This is a genomic window from Roseateles sp. GW835-FHT13E02, assembly GCF_058794035.1.
Window position 1 is genome coordinate 150,820 of record NZ_JBXAGJ010000009.1, and the last position, 17,574, is coordinate 168,393.

The following is a 17,574-nucleotide window of genomic DNA, read 5'->3' on the forward strand; positions in this document are numbered from 1 at the left end:
CACACAATGCCTGAATCCAAACACAGCAAAGACATGGACAGCCCCGACTACAGCACCATGGAGGTGGCCCGCATGCTGGGCCTGGCGGTGCGCTCGGTGCAGCTGATGGTGGACCGCGGCGAACTGACCGCCTGGAAAACCCCCGGCGGCCACCGGCGCATCTCGCGTGAATCGGTCGAGGCCTGGCAGCTGCAACGCCAGGGGCCGGGCGCCCTGGCCCGGGCCGCCGGTCGCCTGCAGGCCACGGCCGCGCCGGAGAGCAACGCCGGCCGGCCGCGGCGCGTGCTGGTGATCGAAGACTCGGTGCACTACCAGAACCTGATCGCCATGCTGCTCAAGCAGCAGTTCCCCGATGTGGAGCTGCACACCGCGCACGACGGCATCGTCGGCCTGGCCATGGTGGGCCAGTTGCAGCCCGAGGTGCTGATCGTCGACATCCTGCTGCCCGGCATCGACGGCGCCACCCTGATCACCAGCCTGCGCTCGCATGTGCAGTTCGCGCACAGCCGCTTGGTTGTCGTCACCTCGCTGGATGAAGACCAGCGCCAGCCCTATGCCTTCGCCCTGGCCGGCGTGCCCCTGGTGCACAAGCCGCGCCTGGTGCTGGACCTGCCCCAGGCTCTGCGCGAGGCCCTGGGCGCGCCGGAGCAGGCGGCATGAGTTCGCGCCGGGTCCTGCTGGTCGAAGACGACCCCTCGCTGCAGCGCTTTGTCGCCATGGTGCTGGAAGACCTGGCGGTGCAATTGCGGGTCTGCGGCAATGTCGGCAGCGCCCTGCAAGCCCTGGCCGAGCAGCCGGTGGATCTCCTGATCACCGACCTGATGCTGCCCGACCGCTCGGGCCAGGAGCTGCTGGCCGAGCTGCAGGCCCGCCCCGCCCTGCGCGGCCAGGCCCATCTGGTGGCCTTCAGCGCCGGCCTGCAACCCCAGGTGCGCAGCCAGCTTCAGACCCTGGGCGTGGAGCGCATGCTGTTCAAGCCCTGCTCGGTCAGCGAGCTGGAAGCCTGCGTGGAAGAAGCCCTGGGCCCGGTGCCCTTGGACCAGCCGCCCGCGGCGGCCGCACAGACCTTGCCGACAGCTGCGCCCGAGCTTGGCGCCGCCCCCACGCCCGACCTGGAAGCCATCCAACGCAATTTCGGCGGCGATATGACGCTCTACCGCGGCTTTCGCACCGCCAGCCTGCAGCAGTTCGCCATGGACCGCGCCGAGGGCGAGCGCGCCTGTGCCGCCCGCGAGCTGGCCACGGTGCGCCGCCTGGCCCACAGCCTCAAGAGCGTGCTGCTGATCCTGGGCCTGGAGGCCAGCAGCGATCTGGCCGGCCGCCTGGAGCGCCAGCTGGAAGCCGCCCTGGCCGCCGGCCAGCCCTGGCCTGCCGGGGCAGAAAGCCTGTGGGCCGAGCTGAGCGCCCAGTTGCAAACCTTGAGCGCGGAAACCGCCACGCCATGAGCGCCGGCGAGGCGCCCGCCACGCGCGACGACGAGCTCCCGAGCTCGCAACGCTTCGCCGCGCTGTACAGCGAACTCAAGCTGATCGCCCGAGCCCGCCTGCGCCGGGCCGGCGCCGCCCAGCTGCAACTCAACACCACGGCCCTGGTGCACGAGAGCTATCTGCGCCTGCTGCGCAGCGAGGCCGCCCCGGCATCCGCGGCGCCCGAGTTCGCCAGCCCCGGCCATTTCCTCGCCTATGCCGCGCGGGTGATGCGCTCGGTGGTGGTGGACCTGGCGCGCGAGCAGGCTGCCGAACGCCGCGGCGGTGGCCAGGGCGCACTCAGCCTCGACACCGAGAGCCTGGCCGCCCTGCCCGGCCCCGCGCCCGAACCCGAGGCCCTGGCCGTGCACGAGGCCTTGCTCGCCCTGCAGGCGGTCGAGCCGCGCCTGGCCCAGGTGGTGGAGATGCGTTACTTCGGCGGCCTCAGCGAAAGCGAGATCGCCGCAGCCCTGGGCCTGACCGAACGCACAGTGCGGCGCGACTGGCTCAAGGCCCGCGCCCTGCTGCTGAGCATGCTCAGCGCTTGAGCCCGCAGGCTTCGGCCTGGGCCAGCAGCGGGCGAGCGCGCGCATCACGGCTGGCCACGACCAGGGGCTGCAACTCCTGCCACAAGGCCTCGGCCTGGGCCTGCATCGCCGCCCCGCCCTTGCAGAAAAACCCCAGCTGCTGCCCAAGCAAGGCCCAGCCCAGCGGATTGGCCAGCCCCAGGCTGCCGCGCAGCAAGCGCACGGCCTCGGCCAGATCGCGTGCCTGTGCCTCAGGCTGGCCCTCGGCCGCCCAGAGCTCGGCGCGCAAGCCCAGCAGCCGCGCTTGGTCGAGGGCTATCGGCGGCTCGGCACGTGGCGCCAGGGCCAGGGCCCGGTCCAACCAGGCCTTGGCCTCGGCACGCTCACCCTGCGCCAGATGCCAGCGCGCCAGATGCCCCAGCACCACCACATGGCCACTGTCCTGCGGCGCCTCGCCCTGGTAGCGCTGCAGTGCCTGCAGCAGGGCATCGTGACGCGCAGCCGGCGCGGCACCCTGTTCGTCCAGCACATCGCGCCGCGCCAGCCACCATTCCGCGCGCAACAGGCCGTGCACCGGCAGCTGCGTGTCGAGCAGTGCCAAGACCTCGGCGGCCTGCGCGCGCTGCCCGCCCGACCACAGGGCCCAGAACCAGCTGAGGCCGGCTTCGCCGCTGCGTGGGTGGCCGGGTCCCAGCCTTTGCTGCAACAGGCGCCAGCGCAGGCCGGCCAGTTCCAGGCTGCGGGCCTCGTCACTGAGGTAGGTGGCCACCGTGCTGCTCAGGCGCAGCAAGGCATCGGCCGTTTCGGGGTCCTGCGGCAGCTGCTGCTCGATCTGCGCCATCTGCTGCTGCAGAAGGCGGCGCATGGCGGCGGCCGGATCCTGGGCATCGCTCTCACGCGGGTCCAGGGTGCGGAAAAGACCCAGCAAATATCCCTGAATCGCCTCGGCACGCTGGGCCTGCCGCTGCGCTTGCTGGGCCTGCCAGGCCGTGCCCGCCAGACCCAGCGCCAGGCTCAGGATCAGGGCAGTGAGCAGGGTGGCCATCAGCCAGTGGCGCCGCCAGGCCAGGCGCAGCCGCGACCAGGCGCCGATGCGGCGCGCCTGCAGCGGCCGCCCGGCAAGGTGGCGGCGCAGATCCTCGCTCATGGCTTGCACGCTGCCGTAGCGGTCTGAGGGGTTCTCGGCCAGAGCCTTGGCCAGCCAGGCATCGAGATCACCGCGCAAAGCCCGCTGCAGCCGGCGCCGGCTCAGGCCGCAGCCTTCGGCCTGCCCCTCGCTCACGCTCTGCGAGGCCAAACGATCGTCGCCGCCGCGCACTGGCGGCTGGCCGCACAGCAGGGTGTGCGACAAGGCGCCGAGGGCAAAAACATCGGTGGCCACGGTGATGGGGCTGCCGTTCAGCTGCTCGGGGGCGGCATAGGCGGGCGTGGCCATCAGCAGGCGGGTGGCCTCGGCACCGCCCGACGCCTCGCCCTCGGCACCGAGCAGCTTGGCGATGCCGAAGTCCAGCAGCTTGACCTGGCCCTGGGCCGTGACCATCACGTTCGACGGCTTCAGATCGCGGTGAACCAGCAGCCGGCCATGGGCATGCTGCACCGCCTCCATCACCTGCAGCATCAGCAGCAGGCGCTCGCGCAGCGGCAGGCGTCGGGCCTTGCAATCCTCGGCGATGGACTGGCCCTCGACATACTCCAGCGCCAGCCAGGGCTGGTCCTGGCCCGCGGCGTCCTCAGCCGTGCCGGCATCGAAGAACTGGGCGATGTGGGGGTGCTGGAGCGCGGCCAGGATGTCGCGCTCGCGGGCAAAGCGTTGCCGCCCGGGGCCGGCCAGGGCCTGGGCATGGGGCAGCTTGAGCGCCACCTGGCGCTGGTAGGCGCCGTCGCAGCGCTCGGCCAGCCAGACCTCGCCCATGCCGCCCAGGCCCAGCCGGCGCAGAAGGCGCCAGGGGCCGAGAACCTGCTGGGGCTGCAATTCGAAGCCACGCCCCTTGTCTTCCCCCATCCCGGCCAGATGCGGCAGCTCCAGCTGCGGCGCACCCGGCTCGTCCTGACGCAGCACCCGGCTCAGCGCCGACCGCAGGTGCGCGGACTCCGGCGGCAAGCCCTGCAGCCAGGCGGCCCGCTCGCCGGCCGGCAGCTCCAGGGCGGCATCGAGCAGGGCCGAGAACTCGGTCCAGTGCTCGGGCGCGCAGGGCAGGCGTGTCATGGCGGGCCATCATGCCAGGGCCGGGCCTGCCGCCCTTCTTTCGCTGATCCTTGCTCAGCGGCGACGCCCTTGCAGCCAGCCCAGCAAGCTCAGCAGCCCGGCGCCCAGCAGCAGGCCCGAGCCCGGCTCGGGCACGGCGCTGATGTTGAAGTCATGGCCGCTCATCCCGGTGGTGTTGAGACCGGGCTCCGAGGTCTGCAGGTAGTAGCGCGCGGTGTGACCAAAGTCGGCCACGACCTCGCGCGCCAGGGTGGCGCTGGAAGAGATGTCGGCCCCGGCGTAGAGCATGCCGGTGATCATCAGCTCATGCCCGACCACGGTGTTGAGGCCGATGCGATACCAGCCGGTGGCGTCGCGTTTGGCGTCCCAACTCAAGCTCTCGCGCAGATTGCTGCTGCGGTCGATCAGCTGCATCTGGGCCAGGCCGTTGGCATTGAGGACGCCGCCGATCTCGAAGTTCGGGCTGCTCAGCTGGCCGTCGATCCACAGGCTCAGCTCGTAGCGCACCGGCGTGCCCACGGCCAGACCCGCGCCCTGCACGCGCACCGTGTCGGCAAAGCTCGCCTGGGCGGTGCCGAAGGAGTAGCCGTAGTAGTGCGGCTCCGGGATGCCGCTCGGGTAGGCCGCATGCGCAAAGGCGCGCAGCTCACCCATGCCGGCCGAGAGCGTGGCCCGGCCAAAGCCGCCGTTGCTGACCTGGGAGAACTGGTCCAGGGTCTGCAGCACCCGTGCCTCTGGCCGGTCGTACCAGTTGAAATCAGCGGCATGCTGCTGGTCCTCACGCGGGCCGGGCGAGAACAAGGCGGCGAGGGTGTTGACGTTGCCGGTGATCTGGTAGTTCTGCGCCCGGGCGGGCGCAGCCAGCACAAGGGTGCTGGCAAGGACAATGCTCAGCCCGAGGCTGGACAGGCGGTTTTTCATGGTCATGGCTCCTTGAGTCTTGAAGGGCGCACCTTGCGCACTCAGGGAAAGCCAACGGCAGCACAGCGGCCGAACCGGACATGCCGGCGTCCATGAATTAGGGGGGGCGATCAGGCGCTGCTGTGCAACATGCCCAGCGTGCGGGCTTTGGTCACCGCATGGCGGCGCGAGCCCGCGGCCAGCTTGCCGTACAGGCCTTTGAGGTGCCACTTCACCGTCTCGGCGCTGACGCCCAGGGCCTGCGCAATTTCCTTGTTGGAGTAGTTGCGCGCCAGCAGTTGCAAGATCTCGCCCTCCTTGGGAGTGAGGGACTCGGCGCCGGCGCTGAGCGGCCCCGGCGCCGGCAGGGTGGGTTCCGCGGCGGGCCGCAAGGGCGAGGGCGCCACCGGCTCGCTGGCCCGCGCGGCCAGCAGGCTGCGGTAACCCAGCAGGTGCAGCATGGTGCGCGGGTCCTTGAGCTTGAGGGCGTCGCCCTGCTCGTGAGCCAGACGGGCCAGGCGGGCGTAGGAGTAGGCCTGGGCCATCTCGTCGGCCTCGGCCCAGGCATCGGCCAGATAGGCCAGCAGGGCCGGCGGCGGCTTCCAGCCCGGGATGCTCATGCCGCGGTGCAAGGCGGTCTGGGCGAAATGGATGGTGGCGCTGGGCGCGGTCATGCCGGGCGGCGGCGGCAGCTTGGCGCCGCCGTGGCGGTGCACCTCGGCCAGGGCCTCGTCCAGCTCGACGGCCAGGGCCGTGTAGCCAAAGCGTTCGATCAGCGCCTGCGCCTCGCCAGCCGCGGCCAGGGCCGCCTCGGTGGCGCCCAGCTGGGCCTGGGCGCGGGCCTGGCGCACCAGGTTCAGCGCCAGGTTCACATTCGACTGGGCGGCGCGGTAGAGGGCGATGGCCTCGTCCATCACCGCCACCGAGGCCGGCGCCTGGCCCAGAGCCAGCAGGGTCAGGGCCAGCTCGCTGCAGGCAAAGGCCTTGATGGTACCGGGCGGCGCCACCCGCAGCAGGGCCAGGGCTTCGTGCAGCACGGTCTGGCTTTCCTCGAAGCGGCCCAGATGGCGCAGCACCCGGCCGATCTGCGTCTGGCTGGTGCCCATCAGCACCGGCCAGCCGGTGCGCGCAGCCAGCTCGGCCGCCTGCTCGAAGCAGCTGGCGGCATTGTTCAGGTCACCGAGCTCCAGCCAGGCATTGCCGGCATTCATGGTGACGATGCAGACAAAGCGGCGCATGCCCATGCCGCGCGCCAGCTCGGCCGCGCGCAGGAACAGACCGGCCGCCGTGGCCGGCTCACGCAGGCACAAGGGGAAGGCCTGGGCCGCCAGCTGCCAGGCTTCGGCCGCCGGGCCACCGGCGACCGAGGCACCGCTGGCGGCGGGCGCGTGTTCATCGGCCGACTGGCTGATGCTGAACTCGCTGCAGGCCACGCCGCGGGCAATGCCGGCGCGCTGGGCATCGCCGCTGGCGACACAGACCGCCTCGGCCTGGCGCAAGGCCTGCAGCTCGCGGCTGCGCTCGCCGCTCGCCTTGGCCAGGGCCGCCTCGACCAGCCAGCAATCACCCACGGCCCAGGCGTAATCGACCTCGCTCAGCCCGAGCAGGCAGGCGCGCGCCCGGCGCAGCTGGGTGTGGGCCTCGTCCAAACGACAGAAATGCACGGCGATCTCGCTGGCCGCCAGGGCCAGACGCAGGCCCAGGCGCGCGGCCAAGGGCGGCGGCAGGGGCTTGCCGGCGGCCTGGGCAATGGCCAGGCGGCGCTCGCTCTCGGCGATCAGCTTGAGGGCGCGCAGGCTGTCGCGCTGGCGCAGATGCCAGGCCATCTCGGCCAAGGCTTGCAAACGGGCCAGGCCGCCGGCGTCCTCCAGCTCCTGCTCCAGCCCGGCCAACTCCTCATCGCACAGCTCGAACTTCATGGCCAAAGTCTAGGGGCAGCCCCGGGGCCACCGCCTCAGGCAAAGCCCCCACCCATGGGGTCCGGCCGGGCCTCCAAAACCCTTGGGGTCCACCCCAGTCCGCACCGGGTTGCACCACTTTGCACCAGGCCGGTGCCCGGCACGCCCACGAGGGCTCAGGTTTTCCCGGGTGGGCCGCGGCCACCCCACCACCCGCGGCGGGGGGGGTGGTGCCCGACCCGGCTGGCTAAGGTGCGGGCTTGCACTGGGCCGGCCCGGCCCACCCTCGCAAGCACCGAACCGCAACGGAGGAATCCCCCATGAACCACAGCCCCCTGGCCGGGAGCGCGCGCCTTGGCGCCGGCCTGGCCCTGATTGCAGGCCTGACCCTGCTGCAGCCGCAAGTAGCCCAGGCCACCCAGCTGCCGAATCAGAACCTGGCCCAGCTGATCGGCCGTGCCGACCTGATCGTCAACGGCCAGGTCACGGCCGTGAAGGACGGCATCCAGGACGGCCTGCCCTACACCGAGATCACGCTCAAGGTCAGCAGCAGCGCCAAGAAGACCCTGGCGCCGCAAAGCGCCTACACCTTCCGCCAGTACGGCCTGCTGCGCGCCCGCAAGATGGACGATGGCCGCTACCTGCTGCCGGCCAAGATCGAAGGCATGCCGAACTGGCAGGTGGGCGAGAAGGTCATGGCCTTCATGAACAAGCCGGCCGCCCGCTCGGGCTTCAGCACCCCCGTGGGCCTGGCCCAGGGCAAGCTGACCATCACCGGCAACAAGGCCACCAACGGCTTCAACAACGTCGGCCTGTTCGAGGGCCTGGAAGTGACGCCGGGTCTGCTGCGCCGCAACGAGGCCCGCATGCTGGAAAACCGCGCCGGCGGCGTGGACCTGAACACCTTGCAAGGTCTGGTGCAACGCACCGTCAAGAACAACTGGCTGGCCACGGGAGCGATGCGCTGATGAACACCTTCTTCACCCACCCGATTCGCAAACCCCTGCGCCGCACGGTGCTCGCGGCCCTGATGCTGCTGGCTGCCGGCAGCCAGGCCGCCGGCCCGCTCTACCTGACCGACAAACCTGGTGACCCGCAGCCCCTGCGCTGGGACACGACGCAGGTCCCGATCAAGGTCTACACCGATGTCGGCGTGTTCACGCGCAAGAACGACGGCAGCGTCTTCCTGAGCGCCGAGCAGGCCAATGCCATCACCGCCTTTGCGCTGCAACAGTGGAGTTCGGTGGCCACCTCGACCTGGCGCGCCCAGACCGACCCGGCCCAGTTCACCCCCTTCACCGCCGTGCCCAGCATCGGCCGCGATGTCAATGACGCGGCCAGCGCCCAGTTGGTCTATGGCCAGTACAACCAGGGCGGCTTCTACGTCATCTACGACGAAGACGGCCGGGTGCTGGAAGACTTCTTCGGCGTGCCGCGCGACCAGGTGCTGGGCATCGCCCTGCCCGAGATCGCCGAAGACCGCGACGGCGACGGCTACCCCGAGACCATCGTCAAGGCCACGGCCTTGATGAACGGCTGGATGGTCAGCCACGAGAACCCGCCCATCGGTCAGCGCTCGGCGCCGCCGGCCGACGTCAAGGGCACGCGTTATGCCGGCGTCTTCACCCACGAGTTCGGCCACGCCATCAACCTCTCGCATTCGCAGGTCAATGGCCAGCTCGCCTTCATGAGCCAGCCGACCTACAACCGCGACCTCTACCCCGGCGTGCCCGGCTGCGTGGCGCCGGTGCACCACTGGCTCTACGGCCCGGCCGCCAGCCACATCGACCCCAAGCAGGTCGAGACCATGTTCCCCTTCATCGACCCGCAGAACGTGGCCAAGGGCCGCTCGATCGGCCAGGAGATGAGCACGGTGGACCGGCCCGACGACATCGCCGGCATCTCCAACCTCTACCCCACGGCCGACTACCTGGCACGCAGCGCTTCCATTGCCGGCAGCCTGCTGCTCAAGGACGGCAAGACCGGCTACAGCGGCATCAATGTGGTGGCGCGCAATGTGCGCGACCCGCTGGGCGACGCGGTCTCGGCCATGTCGGGTGACCAGAGCCAGGGCAAGCTGGGCCCGGACGGGCGCTTCCGCATCAACAACCTAAAGCCGGGCGAGCGCTACCAGCTCTACATCGAGGAAATCAGCGGCGGCGGCTACCCGACCCGGCCGGCCATGCTGCTCTCGCAGGCCGAGTACTGGAACGCCGGCGAAAGCCACGACCCGACGCTGGATTCGCCCTGCAAGGCCAGCGCCATCGAGGTGCAGGCCGGCCAGGTGGCCCAGGCCGACATCATCTTCAACGGCCATCGCGACGGCGTGCAGTACGACTTCATCGGCGGCGTGTTCCTGAGCAGCCTGTCGCTGGACGGCCAGCGCGCCGGCGGCGGCTATGGCTTCGGCTACCCGCTGTACTGGGACGCCAAGGACGGCATCCAGCTCTTCCCCGACAGCCTGGACCTGCTTGCCTCCTCGCGCAGCAACCTGACGGCCGATGGCCGCAAGATGCTGGTGGAAGCCAATTTCGACGGCATCGTCCACACCGACCCCGATGGCTACAGCTACACCATCAAGCAGATGGCGCTGTGGGACTTCGACACCGGCCAGGCCAGCCCCATGGGCGCGCTCAGCGATGAATGCGGCCTGGGCGGCGCGGCCGGCGTGACCAGCAGCTACGGCTTCAGCATGAATGCCACCGGCACGGCCGCCGTGGGCTACAGCGGCCACCAGAACCCCGATGGCAGCTGCGTCGTGCACGACTGGAGCACCGACCTCGGCCTGCAAGTCGTGCCCTACCGCTGGACCGCCGAAGGCGGCGGCCAGGCCCTCAAGCTCGACGGCCTGGACCTGCGCGGCCTGCCCTGGATGCGTGCCGATGGCATCTCCGGTGACGGCCGCGTGGTGGTGGGCACGGCCAATTTCGACCGCGCCATCGCCTGGGTCGGTGACGCCAATCCCGTGGACCTGACCGCCCTGACCGGCGCAGCCAGCGCCGAGGTGGTGAACTACGACGGCAGCCGCGTGCCCCTGGCCACCGCGCAAGGCATGGTGATGTGGAATGCCCTCAAGGGCACCGGACCCGACGCCTTCACCCCGCGCAGCAGCCCGCGCTACTGCATCGACATGCCCTTCATCAGCTGGGACGGCATCGACCACTGCGCCGTGGAAGGCGCCGACTGGGTGGAAGCCAATGCCGGCCGCCCGCCCATCAACATCAGCGCCATCAGCGATGACGGCCGCGTGGTGCTGGCCCGGGCCGGGGATTTCTTCACCATGTTCGCCGGCTTCATGTGGGTGGAAGACATCGGCTGGATCGGCCTGAACGACTTCCTCAAGAAGCAGGGCGTGGTCGAGGCCGAGAAGTACGGCCTGGAGAACCCCATCGCCCTGAGCGGCAAGGGTCAGGTCTTGATGGGCGGCATGACCGGCGTGCAAGCCACCTGGCGCATCGACCTGAGCACGGCCTACGTCTGCCGCGCCGGCCAGTCACTGCCGACCCGCTTCCCCGATGAGTTCCGCGACCAGGTCAAGGCCGGCGCCCGCATGGGCCGCTGCGACAAGCTGTGAGCCGCTTGGATCCCGCACGCCGCCCTTCCCTCTTCACATGAAACCAAACAGGCAGATCTACGCATGAATCTCTTTGCTTCCACACGCCTCGCCGTTCCGGCCCTGGCCTGCGCCGCCCTGCTGGGCAGCGCCCTACCCGCCCAGGCGGACATGCGCTTCTACAGCTCCCAAGCCGCCTTCAACGCCGCCATCTCGGCGCCGGTCACGGACAGCTTCAACGACCTCTTCTGGGCCCAGGGCCCGAGCTCGCTGTACCGCGAACCCGGTGGCGGCTACAGCTATGTGGTCAATGCGCTGAAATTCGACGGCAGCGACTACTCGAGCTTCTACAACGCCGGCAGCGACAGCGATGTCTGGCTGTCCACCGACCAGGCCACCGATGTCATCAGCTTCGACTTCAACTACACGGACAAGGTCTACGGCGTTGGCGGCTTCTTCTTCGGCACCGATGCACTCGGCGCCTTTCTGCCGGGCCAGAGCATCAAGCTCAATGCCCTCGATGCCGACGGCATCGAGCAGGTGGTGATCATCGAGAACGCCCAACCGGGCACGTTCTACGGCTTTGCCTCGACCAGCCAGATCCGCTACTTCGAGATCAGCGCCGTGCAGCCCAGCGATGGCCTGACCTGGGTGGCGGCCAATGACCTGGTCTTGGGCCAGGTGGCTGCCGTGCCCGAGCCGAGCAGCGCGGCCCTGCTGCTGGGAGGCTTGGGCCTGTTGGGCTGGGGGCTCCGGCGTCGCACGCAGCCCGGCTGCACGCCGAGAACACCGCAAATCTGACAAGCCCGCCCAAGCGGCCGGGCCAGCGCCGGCCCGCCAAACCGCGGCGCTTGAAGGCCGCCTGAACCTGCGTGAACAAGCGCACGGCAGGCGGTCTTATCATTTGGCAAAGCTGGTTTTTATCATTTTGATTATTTAAAGTGGAGGCCTGTACCGACCCACCGAGGACTCCGACATGAGCGCGCTTCAAGTGATCCCTGAGACCAGCAGCCACACGCTGTCCGTGATGCAAGAGCATCTGGACCGTGGTCGCAGCCAGGAGTTCTTGAGCTGCCAGCTGGGTGGCGTGTCCTACGGCATTCCGCTGCGCTGCGTGCAGGAGATCCGTTCCTACGAAGCGCCCACCCAGATCGCCAACGCGCCCGCCTGGGTCAAGGGCATCGTCGATCTGCGCGGCGTGATCGTGCCCATCGTCGACCTGCGCATGAGCTTCGGCCTGCCCCAGGTGAACTATGACGCGCTGACCGTGACTGTGGTGCTGCACTTGCGGGAGCGCGTGATCGGCGTGGTGGTCGATTCGGTCAGCGATGTGCTGGCCCTGAGCGGCCCCCAGATCAAGCCCGCACCGAGCTTCAGCCAAGCGCTGGATGCCGGCTACATCGCCGGCATCGGCACACCAGATGCCGAGGACACCCGGCGCATGCTGATCCTGCTCGACATCGAGCGCCTGCTTGGCGGTGCGGCCATGGGCCTGCTGCCGGCCGAAATGCTGGTCTTGAACTGATGTGCACCGTGCTCCACAACACGCCCTGAGTTCGCCTTTTCACACCGGAGTCCCGCAATGAAGCTGATCGCCTCGCTGGGCATCACCCAGCGCCTCTACCTCGTCTCCGCGCTGGTGTGCAGCAGCCTGGCTGCCGTGACGGTCTATGCCTGGTCCAATCTGGGCTCGGTCACTGCCACTGCCCGGCAGACCGAAACCGTGCGCGTTCCGCAACTCTCGCGCATGAGCCAGATGGAGCTCAATATGACGCGCGCCTCCTTGCAGCTGCGCCATGCCATCCTGGCGCGCAGCCCCGAGGAGCAGGCCAAGGCCCTGGCCGACATCAGCACCCGCCGCCAACTGATCCAGGAAGAGCTCGATGGCTTTGAAAAACACCTGAGTACCAACCAGGGTCGGCAGATGTTCGCCAGCCTGCCCGCCAAGCTGCAGAGCTTCTGGCAAACCGCGGAGCAGGACATCCGCCTGCTCGAAGCGGGCCAGAAGGCCGAGGCCTTCGCCCATCTGGCAGAGCAGACCGTGCCCAAACGCAACGAGGTGTTGGCCGTGCTGGAACCCTTGGTTGAGTACCAGACCGAGCTGCTGGTCCATGACCTGCAAAACGTCGAGACCCGCACCGCCCAGATTGAGCGCGGACTGGAAGCCCTGGTCATCGGCTGCATCGTCCTGCTGCTGAGCTCCACCTTTCTGATCGGCCGGGGCTTGCGCCAGCGCGTGGGCCTGGCCCGCCAGGTGGCCGAGCGTGTGCGCGACGGTGACCTGAACCCCGTTCCAACCGACGAACGGCGCGATGAGTTCAGCCCCTTGTTGCAAGCGCTGCAGCAGATGCAATCCGGCCTGTCCGAGCTGGTCACGCAGGTGCGCGGCAGCTCGGAGAGCGTGGCCACGGCCAGCAACGAGATTGCGCAAGGCAATCTGGAACTGTCCAGCCGCACCGAGGAGCAAGCCAGCGCCCTGCAGCAAACCGCGGCCTCGATGGAACAGCTGGGCGCCACCGTGCGCCAGAACAGCGAGAACGCCCAGCAGGCCAATCAGCTGGCCCAGGGCGCCAGCCTGGTGGCGACCAAGGGCGGCCACGTCGTCGGCCAGGTGGTCAGCACCATGAAGGAGATCAACGAGGCCTCACAGCGCATCGCCGACATCATCAGCGTGATCGACGGCATTGCCTTCCAGACCAACATCCTGGCGCTGAACGCCGCCGTCGAATCGGCCCGGGCTGGCGAGCAGGGCCGCGGCTTCGCCGTGGTGGCCAGCGAGGTGCGTCATCTGGCGCAGCGCAGCGCCGAGGCGGCCAAGGAGATCAAAAGCCTGATCACCGCCAGCGTCGAGCGGGTGGAAAAAGGCACGCTGCTGGTGGACGAGGCCGGCGCCACGATGGACGAGGTGGTGCGCGCCATCCAGCGTGTCACCGACATCATGGGCGAGATCAGCGCCGCCAGCGTTGAGCAGAACGCCGGCATGAGCCAGATCAGCGACGCGGTCACCCAGATGGACCACACCACCCAGCAGAACGCCGCCCTGGTGGAGGAAAGTGCGGCCGCGGCCGACAGCCTGCGCTCGCAAGCGGCCGGTCTGGTGCAATCGGTGGCGGTGTTCCGCCTGAGCGAGCAGGCGCAACAGCCTGCGGCGGCCGAATTCAAAGCCGTGGCCCACAAGCGCACCTTCCAGCCCGCGGCGGCCGCCAACGCCGGCTGGGCCGGCCAGGAGCGCCGCAGCGCCGAGCGCGCGCAGAACGTGGTCCGGCCCGAGTTCAAGGCCTCCTCGGCTGCCCCGATGGCAGCGCCCCGGGCTCAGGCCAGCAAATCGGCCGCCACCGGCACCCACGACGAACAGTGGGAGAGCTTCTGAGGCCGCACGGGGGTGCGGCTCAGATCGCCAGCGGGTCCACGTCCAGCGCCCAGCGCAGCAAGCCTTTGTGCTCGCGCTTGAGGGCGTGCAGCTCGGGCATCCAGTGCCAGAGCAGGCGCTGCAAGGCGCCACGGCTGCCGGCCTCGACCAGCATCTGCATGCGCTCGACATTGGCCACCCGAGCCACGCTCATGGGAATGGCCGGATAGACCAGGCAGCCCTGCGCCTCGGGCATGGCCTGGGCAAAGGCTGCGGCGGCCTTCAAAAAGCCTTGCGCGGCCTCGACCGTGCGCCCCTCGGCGCGCAGCAGGGCCAGGTGGGCAAAGGGCGGCAGGCCGGCCGATTCGCGCTCGGCCAGCTGGCTCTTGGCGAAGGCTTCAAAGTCATGCTGCTTGAGCGCCTGGTAGAGCGCATGCTCGGGGTGCCAGGTCTGCACCCACATCTCGCTGCGCGCGGCCGCCTCGGCATCACGCCCGGCCCGGCCGCCGGCCTGCATCAGCAGGGCGAACAGGCGCTCGGGCGCGCGGAAATCGCTGCTGAACAAGGCGCCATCGGGGTTGACCGCGGCCACCAGGGTGATGCGGCGGAAGTCATGCCCCTTGGTCACCATCTGTGTGCCGACCAAGATGTCCACCTCGCCGCTGTGCACGGCGGCCAGCTGCGCCTCCAGCTCGCCCTTGTGCTTGGTGCTGTCGGCATCGATGCGCAGCACGCGGGCGCCGGGCAGCTGTTCCTGCAACTGCTCTTCCAGTCGCTCGGTGCCGCGGCCCAGCGGGGCAATGTCCTGGTTGCCGCAGCTCGGGCAGGCGCTGGGCACCCGCTCGGTGAAGCCGCAGTGGTGGCAGCGCAGGGTGCGGTCGCCCTTGTGGAACACGCGCCAGGCGCTGCAGTGCGGGCAATCGCTTTTCCAATTGCATTCGGCGCAGTGCAGCACCGGGGCGTAGCCGCGCCGGTTCAGGAAGATCAGGCTTTGCTCGCCGCGCTCCAGGCGCAGGCGCAGAGCGTCCAGCAGGGGCGTGGTCAGCGCCGTCGTGACGCCCTTGCTCAGCGGCATGCGCTTCATGTCAAAGAGGCGCACGCGCGGCAAGGCGCCGCCGCCGATGCGGCCTGGCAACAGGAGTCGCTTGTAGCGCCCTTCGTTGGCGCGTTGCCAGCTCTCCAGCGAGGGCGTGGCCGAGCCCAGGATGACCGGGATCTTTTCCTGATGGGCGCGGTAGATGGCCAGGTCACGGGCCGAGTAGCGCGCGCCGTCCTGCTGTTTGTAGGACGGGTCATGCTCCTCGTCCACCACGATCAGGCCCAGGCGCGGCATGGAGGCGAACACCGCCAAGCGCGTGCCCAGCACCAGATCGGCTTCACCCAGATGAGCGGCCAGCCAGTTGCGCAGGCGCTGGGCCGGGGTCAGAGCGCTGTGCAGGGAGACGATGCGATGCGCCGTGCCGCCGCTGGCAGGTGAGCCGCCAAAACGCTCGGTAAAGCGGGCTTCCAGCTGAGGCGTCAGATTGATCTCGGGCACCAGCACCAGCACCTGGCGACCTTGCGCCAGCGCATGCTCGGCGGCGCGCAGGTACACCTCGGTCTTGCCGCTGCCGGTGATGCCGTAGAGCAGCACGGGCGCAGGGGCGCTGTTGCGCGCGGCATCGAGCAGCGCGTCGAGTTCATCCAGCACCTGCTGCTGGGCCGGGCTCAGGGTCGGTCGGCCGGCCGGGGTTTCGCCCGCCTCCGGCGCGCTGCCCTGCGCCTCGGCAGGGGTTGCAAGGAACTTGCCCAGCTTCTTCAGCCGCGCCCGCAGCTGGGTGTTGTCCAGCTCGCGCAGCTGGGGCGGCAGCACGGCCAGGGCCAGCTCACCGATGCTGCGCTGGTAATAGCTGGCGGCAAACTCGACCAGCTGGCACCAGCTGGCGCTCAGCGGCGGCACGCCGTCCAGCTCGGCCAGGATGGGGCGCAGGGCGGCCGCCTCGGCGCCCCCGTCGGGCTCACCGGGCCAGACGATGCCCATGAGCTCGCGCCGCCCCAGCGGCACCCGCACCAGGCTGCCCGGTGCGAGCACACGCTCACTCAGATAGTCCAGCGGGCCGCTGAGGCCGCTGTGCTGCGGCGCCTCCACGGCGACGCGAATGCGCTGCGCCGGCAATTCAGCCATGGCGCCGGTGCCGAAGCGGTTGCTCCTGCGAGTTTGAATGAGCTTTGGGGCCTAAGTGCATGATTTGAAAGGGCTCGGAAAACAATGCACCAAAACTGTGGATAACTTTGTGGGGAACGTTCGAAGAAGCCGGCCGCAGCCGCTTTGTCACCCAGCGTACCGATCACAGACCATTCTCGTGCTTGGGTCCCGGACTTGTTATGAATCAAGCACTTAGCCTTCAACCGGGAAAACACGGAGCTGCAGCGCAGCATGAAAGCTAGGCTTGTCCCGCTTCGGGATTTGTGGGGATAAGTCTCTACCCTGAGTGCTTACTTCACGTTTTGTGGCCGTGTTTTTTGGCCCGGCACGCAGGGCGGCCGGGCCTTGCGGTCACTCAGGCGCCTTGGCGCAGGCGACGCGAATGGGCATGCACCTCGTCCACCAGGGCGGTGACATGCTCGGGGGGGGTGTGCTGGCTGATGCCATGTCCCAGATTGAACACATGGCCGTCCCAGCCGCCATCGGCACGCAGCGGATTGCCGAAGCTGTCCAGCACCGAACGGACCTGCTCGCGGATAGCGTCCGGCGGCGCGAACAGCACGTTCGGGTCCAGATTGCCCTGCAGGGCAACCCGGCCACCGACCTGGGCGCGAGCACGGCCGAGGTTGGCCGTCCAGTCCAGGCCCACCACATCGGCGCCGGCATCGGCGATTTCGTCCAGCCAGAGCGCGCCGCCCTTGGTGAACAGGATGCGCGGGATGCGCTGGCCTTCATGCTCGGTCTTGACCTGGGCCAGCACCCGGCGCGAGTACTCCAGGCTGAAGCGCTGGAACATGCCGTCGGCCAGCACGCCGCCCCAGCTGTCGAACAGCATCACGGCCTGGGCGCCGGCTTCGATCTGGGCGTTCAGGTACTGAGCCACGGCGTCGGCATTGACCTGCAGGATGCGGTGCATCAGGTCGGGGCGGGCGTACATCAGGCTCTTGACCTGGCGGTAGTCGTCCGAACCGCCGCCTTCGACCATATAGCAGGCCAGGGTCCAGGGGCTGCCGGAGAAGCCGATCAGGGGCACGCGGCCGTTCAAGGCCTTGCGGATGGAGCTGACCGCGTCGAAGACATAGCGCAGCTTGTCCATGTCGGGCACGGCCAGGGCGGCCACGGCGGCCTCGTCACGCACGACCTGGGCGAACTTCGGCCCCTCGCCGATGGCAAAGGAGAGACCCAGGCCCATGGCATCGGGCACGGTCAGGATGTCGCTGAACAGAATGGCTGCATCGAGCTGGTAGCGCTCCAGCGGCTGCAAGGTCACCTCGGTCGCATAGTCGCGGTTGGTGGCCAGACCCATGAAGCTGCCGGCCTTGGCCCGCGTGTCGCGGTACTCCGGCAGGTAGCGGCCGGCCTGGCGCATCAGCCAGACGGGGGTGTAGTCGGTGGGCTGGCGCAGGCAGGCGCGCAGGAAGGTGTCGTTTTGCAGAGGTGCATTCATGCACGGATTATCCGATGCCCAACGCGCGTGATCTTGCTGCAGA

13 protein-coding genes are annotated in these 17,574 nt (G+C 69.2%); 8 read left to right on the top strand and 5 right to left on the bottom strand.

Translation table 11 applies throughout. The features are described from left to right. Window positions 1–6 precede the first annotated feature (6 nt). From AC1Q6P_RS10990 to AC1Q6P_RS11000, 3 genes are read left to right on the top strand one after another with little or no spacing between them, the layout of a single operon-like run. Window positions 7–660 (top strand): helix-turn-helix domain-containing protein, encoded by a 654-nt coding sequence (locus tag AC1Q6P_RS10990; RefSeq protein WP_171828665.1) that lies wholly within the window; start codon window positions 7–9, stop codon window positions 658–660. After that, window positions 657–1,445, top strand: a complete 789-nt coding sequence (locus AC1Q6P_RS10995) for a response regulator (RefSeq protein WP_492663963.1) — start codon at window positions 657–659, stop codon at window positions 1,443–1,445. Before AC1Q6P_RS10990 ends, AC1Q6P_RS10995 begins: the two co-directional genes overlap by 4 nt. Beyond that, window positions 1,442–2,014, top strand: a complete 573-nt coding sequence (locus AC1Q6P_RS11000; RefSeq protein WP_492663964.1) for an ECF-type sigma factor — start codon at window positions 1,442–1,444, stop codon at window positions 2,012–2,014. The genes AC1Q6P_RS10995 and AC1Q6P_RS11000 overlap by 4 nt, the downstream gene beginning before the upstream one ends. Here the strand turns inward: AC1Q6P_RS11000 and AC1Q6P_RS11005 are convergent. The 3 genes from AC1Q6P_RS11005 to AC1Q6P_RS11015 form a co-directional block, all read right to left on the bottom strand. After that, window positions 2,004–4,199 (bottom strand): protein kinase domain-containing protein, encoded by a 2,196-nt coding sequence (locus tag AC1Q6P_RS11005; protein ID WP_492663965.1) that lies wholly within the window; start codon window positions 4,197–4,199, stop codon window positions 2,004–2,006. The two genes, AC1Q6P_RS11000 and AC1Q6P_RS11005, sit on opposite strands and share 11 nt — an antisense overlap. Before the next feature lie 54 nt (window positions 4,200–4,253). Continuing rightward, window positions 4,254–5,120, bottom strand: coding sequence for a PEP-CTERM sorting domain-containing protein (locus tag AC1Q6P_RS11010; protein ID WP_492663966.1), 867 nt, complete (start codon window positions 5,118–5,120; stop codon window positions 4,254–4,256). A gap of 110 nt (window positions 5,121–5,230) precedes the next feature. Continuing rightward, window positions 5,231–7,018, bottom strand: a complete 1,788-nt coding sequence (locus tag AC1Q6P_RS11015) for a helix-turn-helix transcriptional regulator (RefSeq protein WP_492663967.1) — start codon at window positions 7,016–7,018, stop codon at window positions 5,231–5,233. Between the two features lie 299 nt (window positions 7,019–7,317). Between AC1Q6P_RS11015 and AC1Q6P_RS11020 the strand changes: the two genes are divergently transcribed. The 5 genes from AC1Q6P_RS11020 (at window position 7,318) to AC1Q6P_RS11040 (ending at window position 13,920) form a co-directional block, all read left to right on the top strand. Next, window positions 7,318–7,965, top strand: coding sequence for a hypothetical protein (locus AC1Q6P_RS11020; protein WP_492663968.1), 648 nt, complete (start codon window positions 7,318–7,320; stop codon window positions 7,963–7,965). Continuing rightward, window positions 7,965–10,571, top strand: coding sequence for a hypothetical protein (locus AC1Q6P_RS11025; RefSeq protein WP_492663969.1), 2,607 nt, complete (start codon window positions 7,965–7,967; stop codon window positions 10,569–10,571). The genes AC1Q6P_RS11020 and AC1Q6P_RS11025 overlap by 1 nt, the downstream gene beginning before the upstream one ends. Window positions 10,572–10,634: 63 nt before the next feature. Beyond that, window positions 10,635–11,351 (top strand): PEP-CTERM sorting domain-containing protein, encoded by a 717-nt coding sequence (locus AC1Q6P_RS11030; RefSeq protein ID WP_492663970.1) that lies wholly within the window; start codon window positions 10,635–10,637, stop codon window positions 11,349–11,351. 175 nt (window positions 11,352–11,526) lie between these two features. Beyond that, window positions 11,527–12,075: a chemotaxis protein CheW gene (locus tag AC1Q6P_RS11035; RefSeq protein WP_492663971.1), complete on the top strand. Its 549-nt coding sequence runs from the start codon at window positions 11,527–11,529 to the stop codon at window positions 12,073–12,075. Between the two features lie 57 nt (window positions 12,076–12,132). Then, the gene (locus tag AC1Q6P_RS11040; RefSeq protein WP_492663972.1) at window positions 12,133–13,920 is read left to right on the top strand and encodes a methyl-accepting chemotaxis protein; all 1,788 of its coding nucleotides are present in this window, start codon (window positions 12,133–12,135) and stop codon (window positions 13,918–13,920) included. A 19-nt stretch (window positions 13,921–13,939) separates the two neighbouring features. Here AC1Q6P_RS11040 and AC1Q6P_RS11045 read toward each other — a convergent pair whose 3' ends face one another. Together AC1Q6P_RS11045 and hemE are read right to left on the bottom strand one after the other, a co-directional pair. Further along, the gene (locus AC1Q6P_RS11045; RefSeq protein WP_492663973.1) at window positions 13,940–16,063 is read right to left on the bottom strand and encodes a primosomal protein N'; all 2,124 of its coding nucleotides are present in this window, start codon (window positions 16,061–16,063) and stop codon (window positions 13,940–13,942) included. Between the two features lie 376 nt (window positions 16,064–16,439). Next, entirely contained in the window at window positions 16,440–17,531 is a 1,092-nt protein-coding gene (gene hemE / locus AC1Q6P_RS11050) for a uroporphyrinogen decarboxylase (protein ID WP_492663974.1), read from the bottom strand. Between the last annotated feature and the right edge of the window lie 43 nt (window positions 17,532–17,574).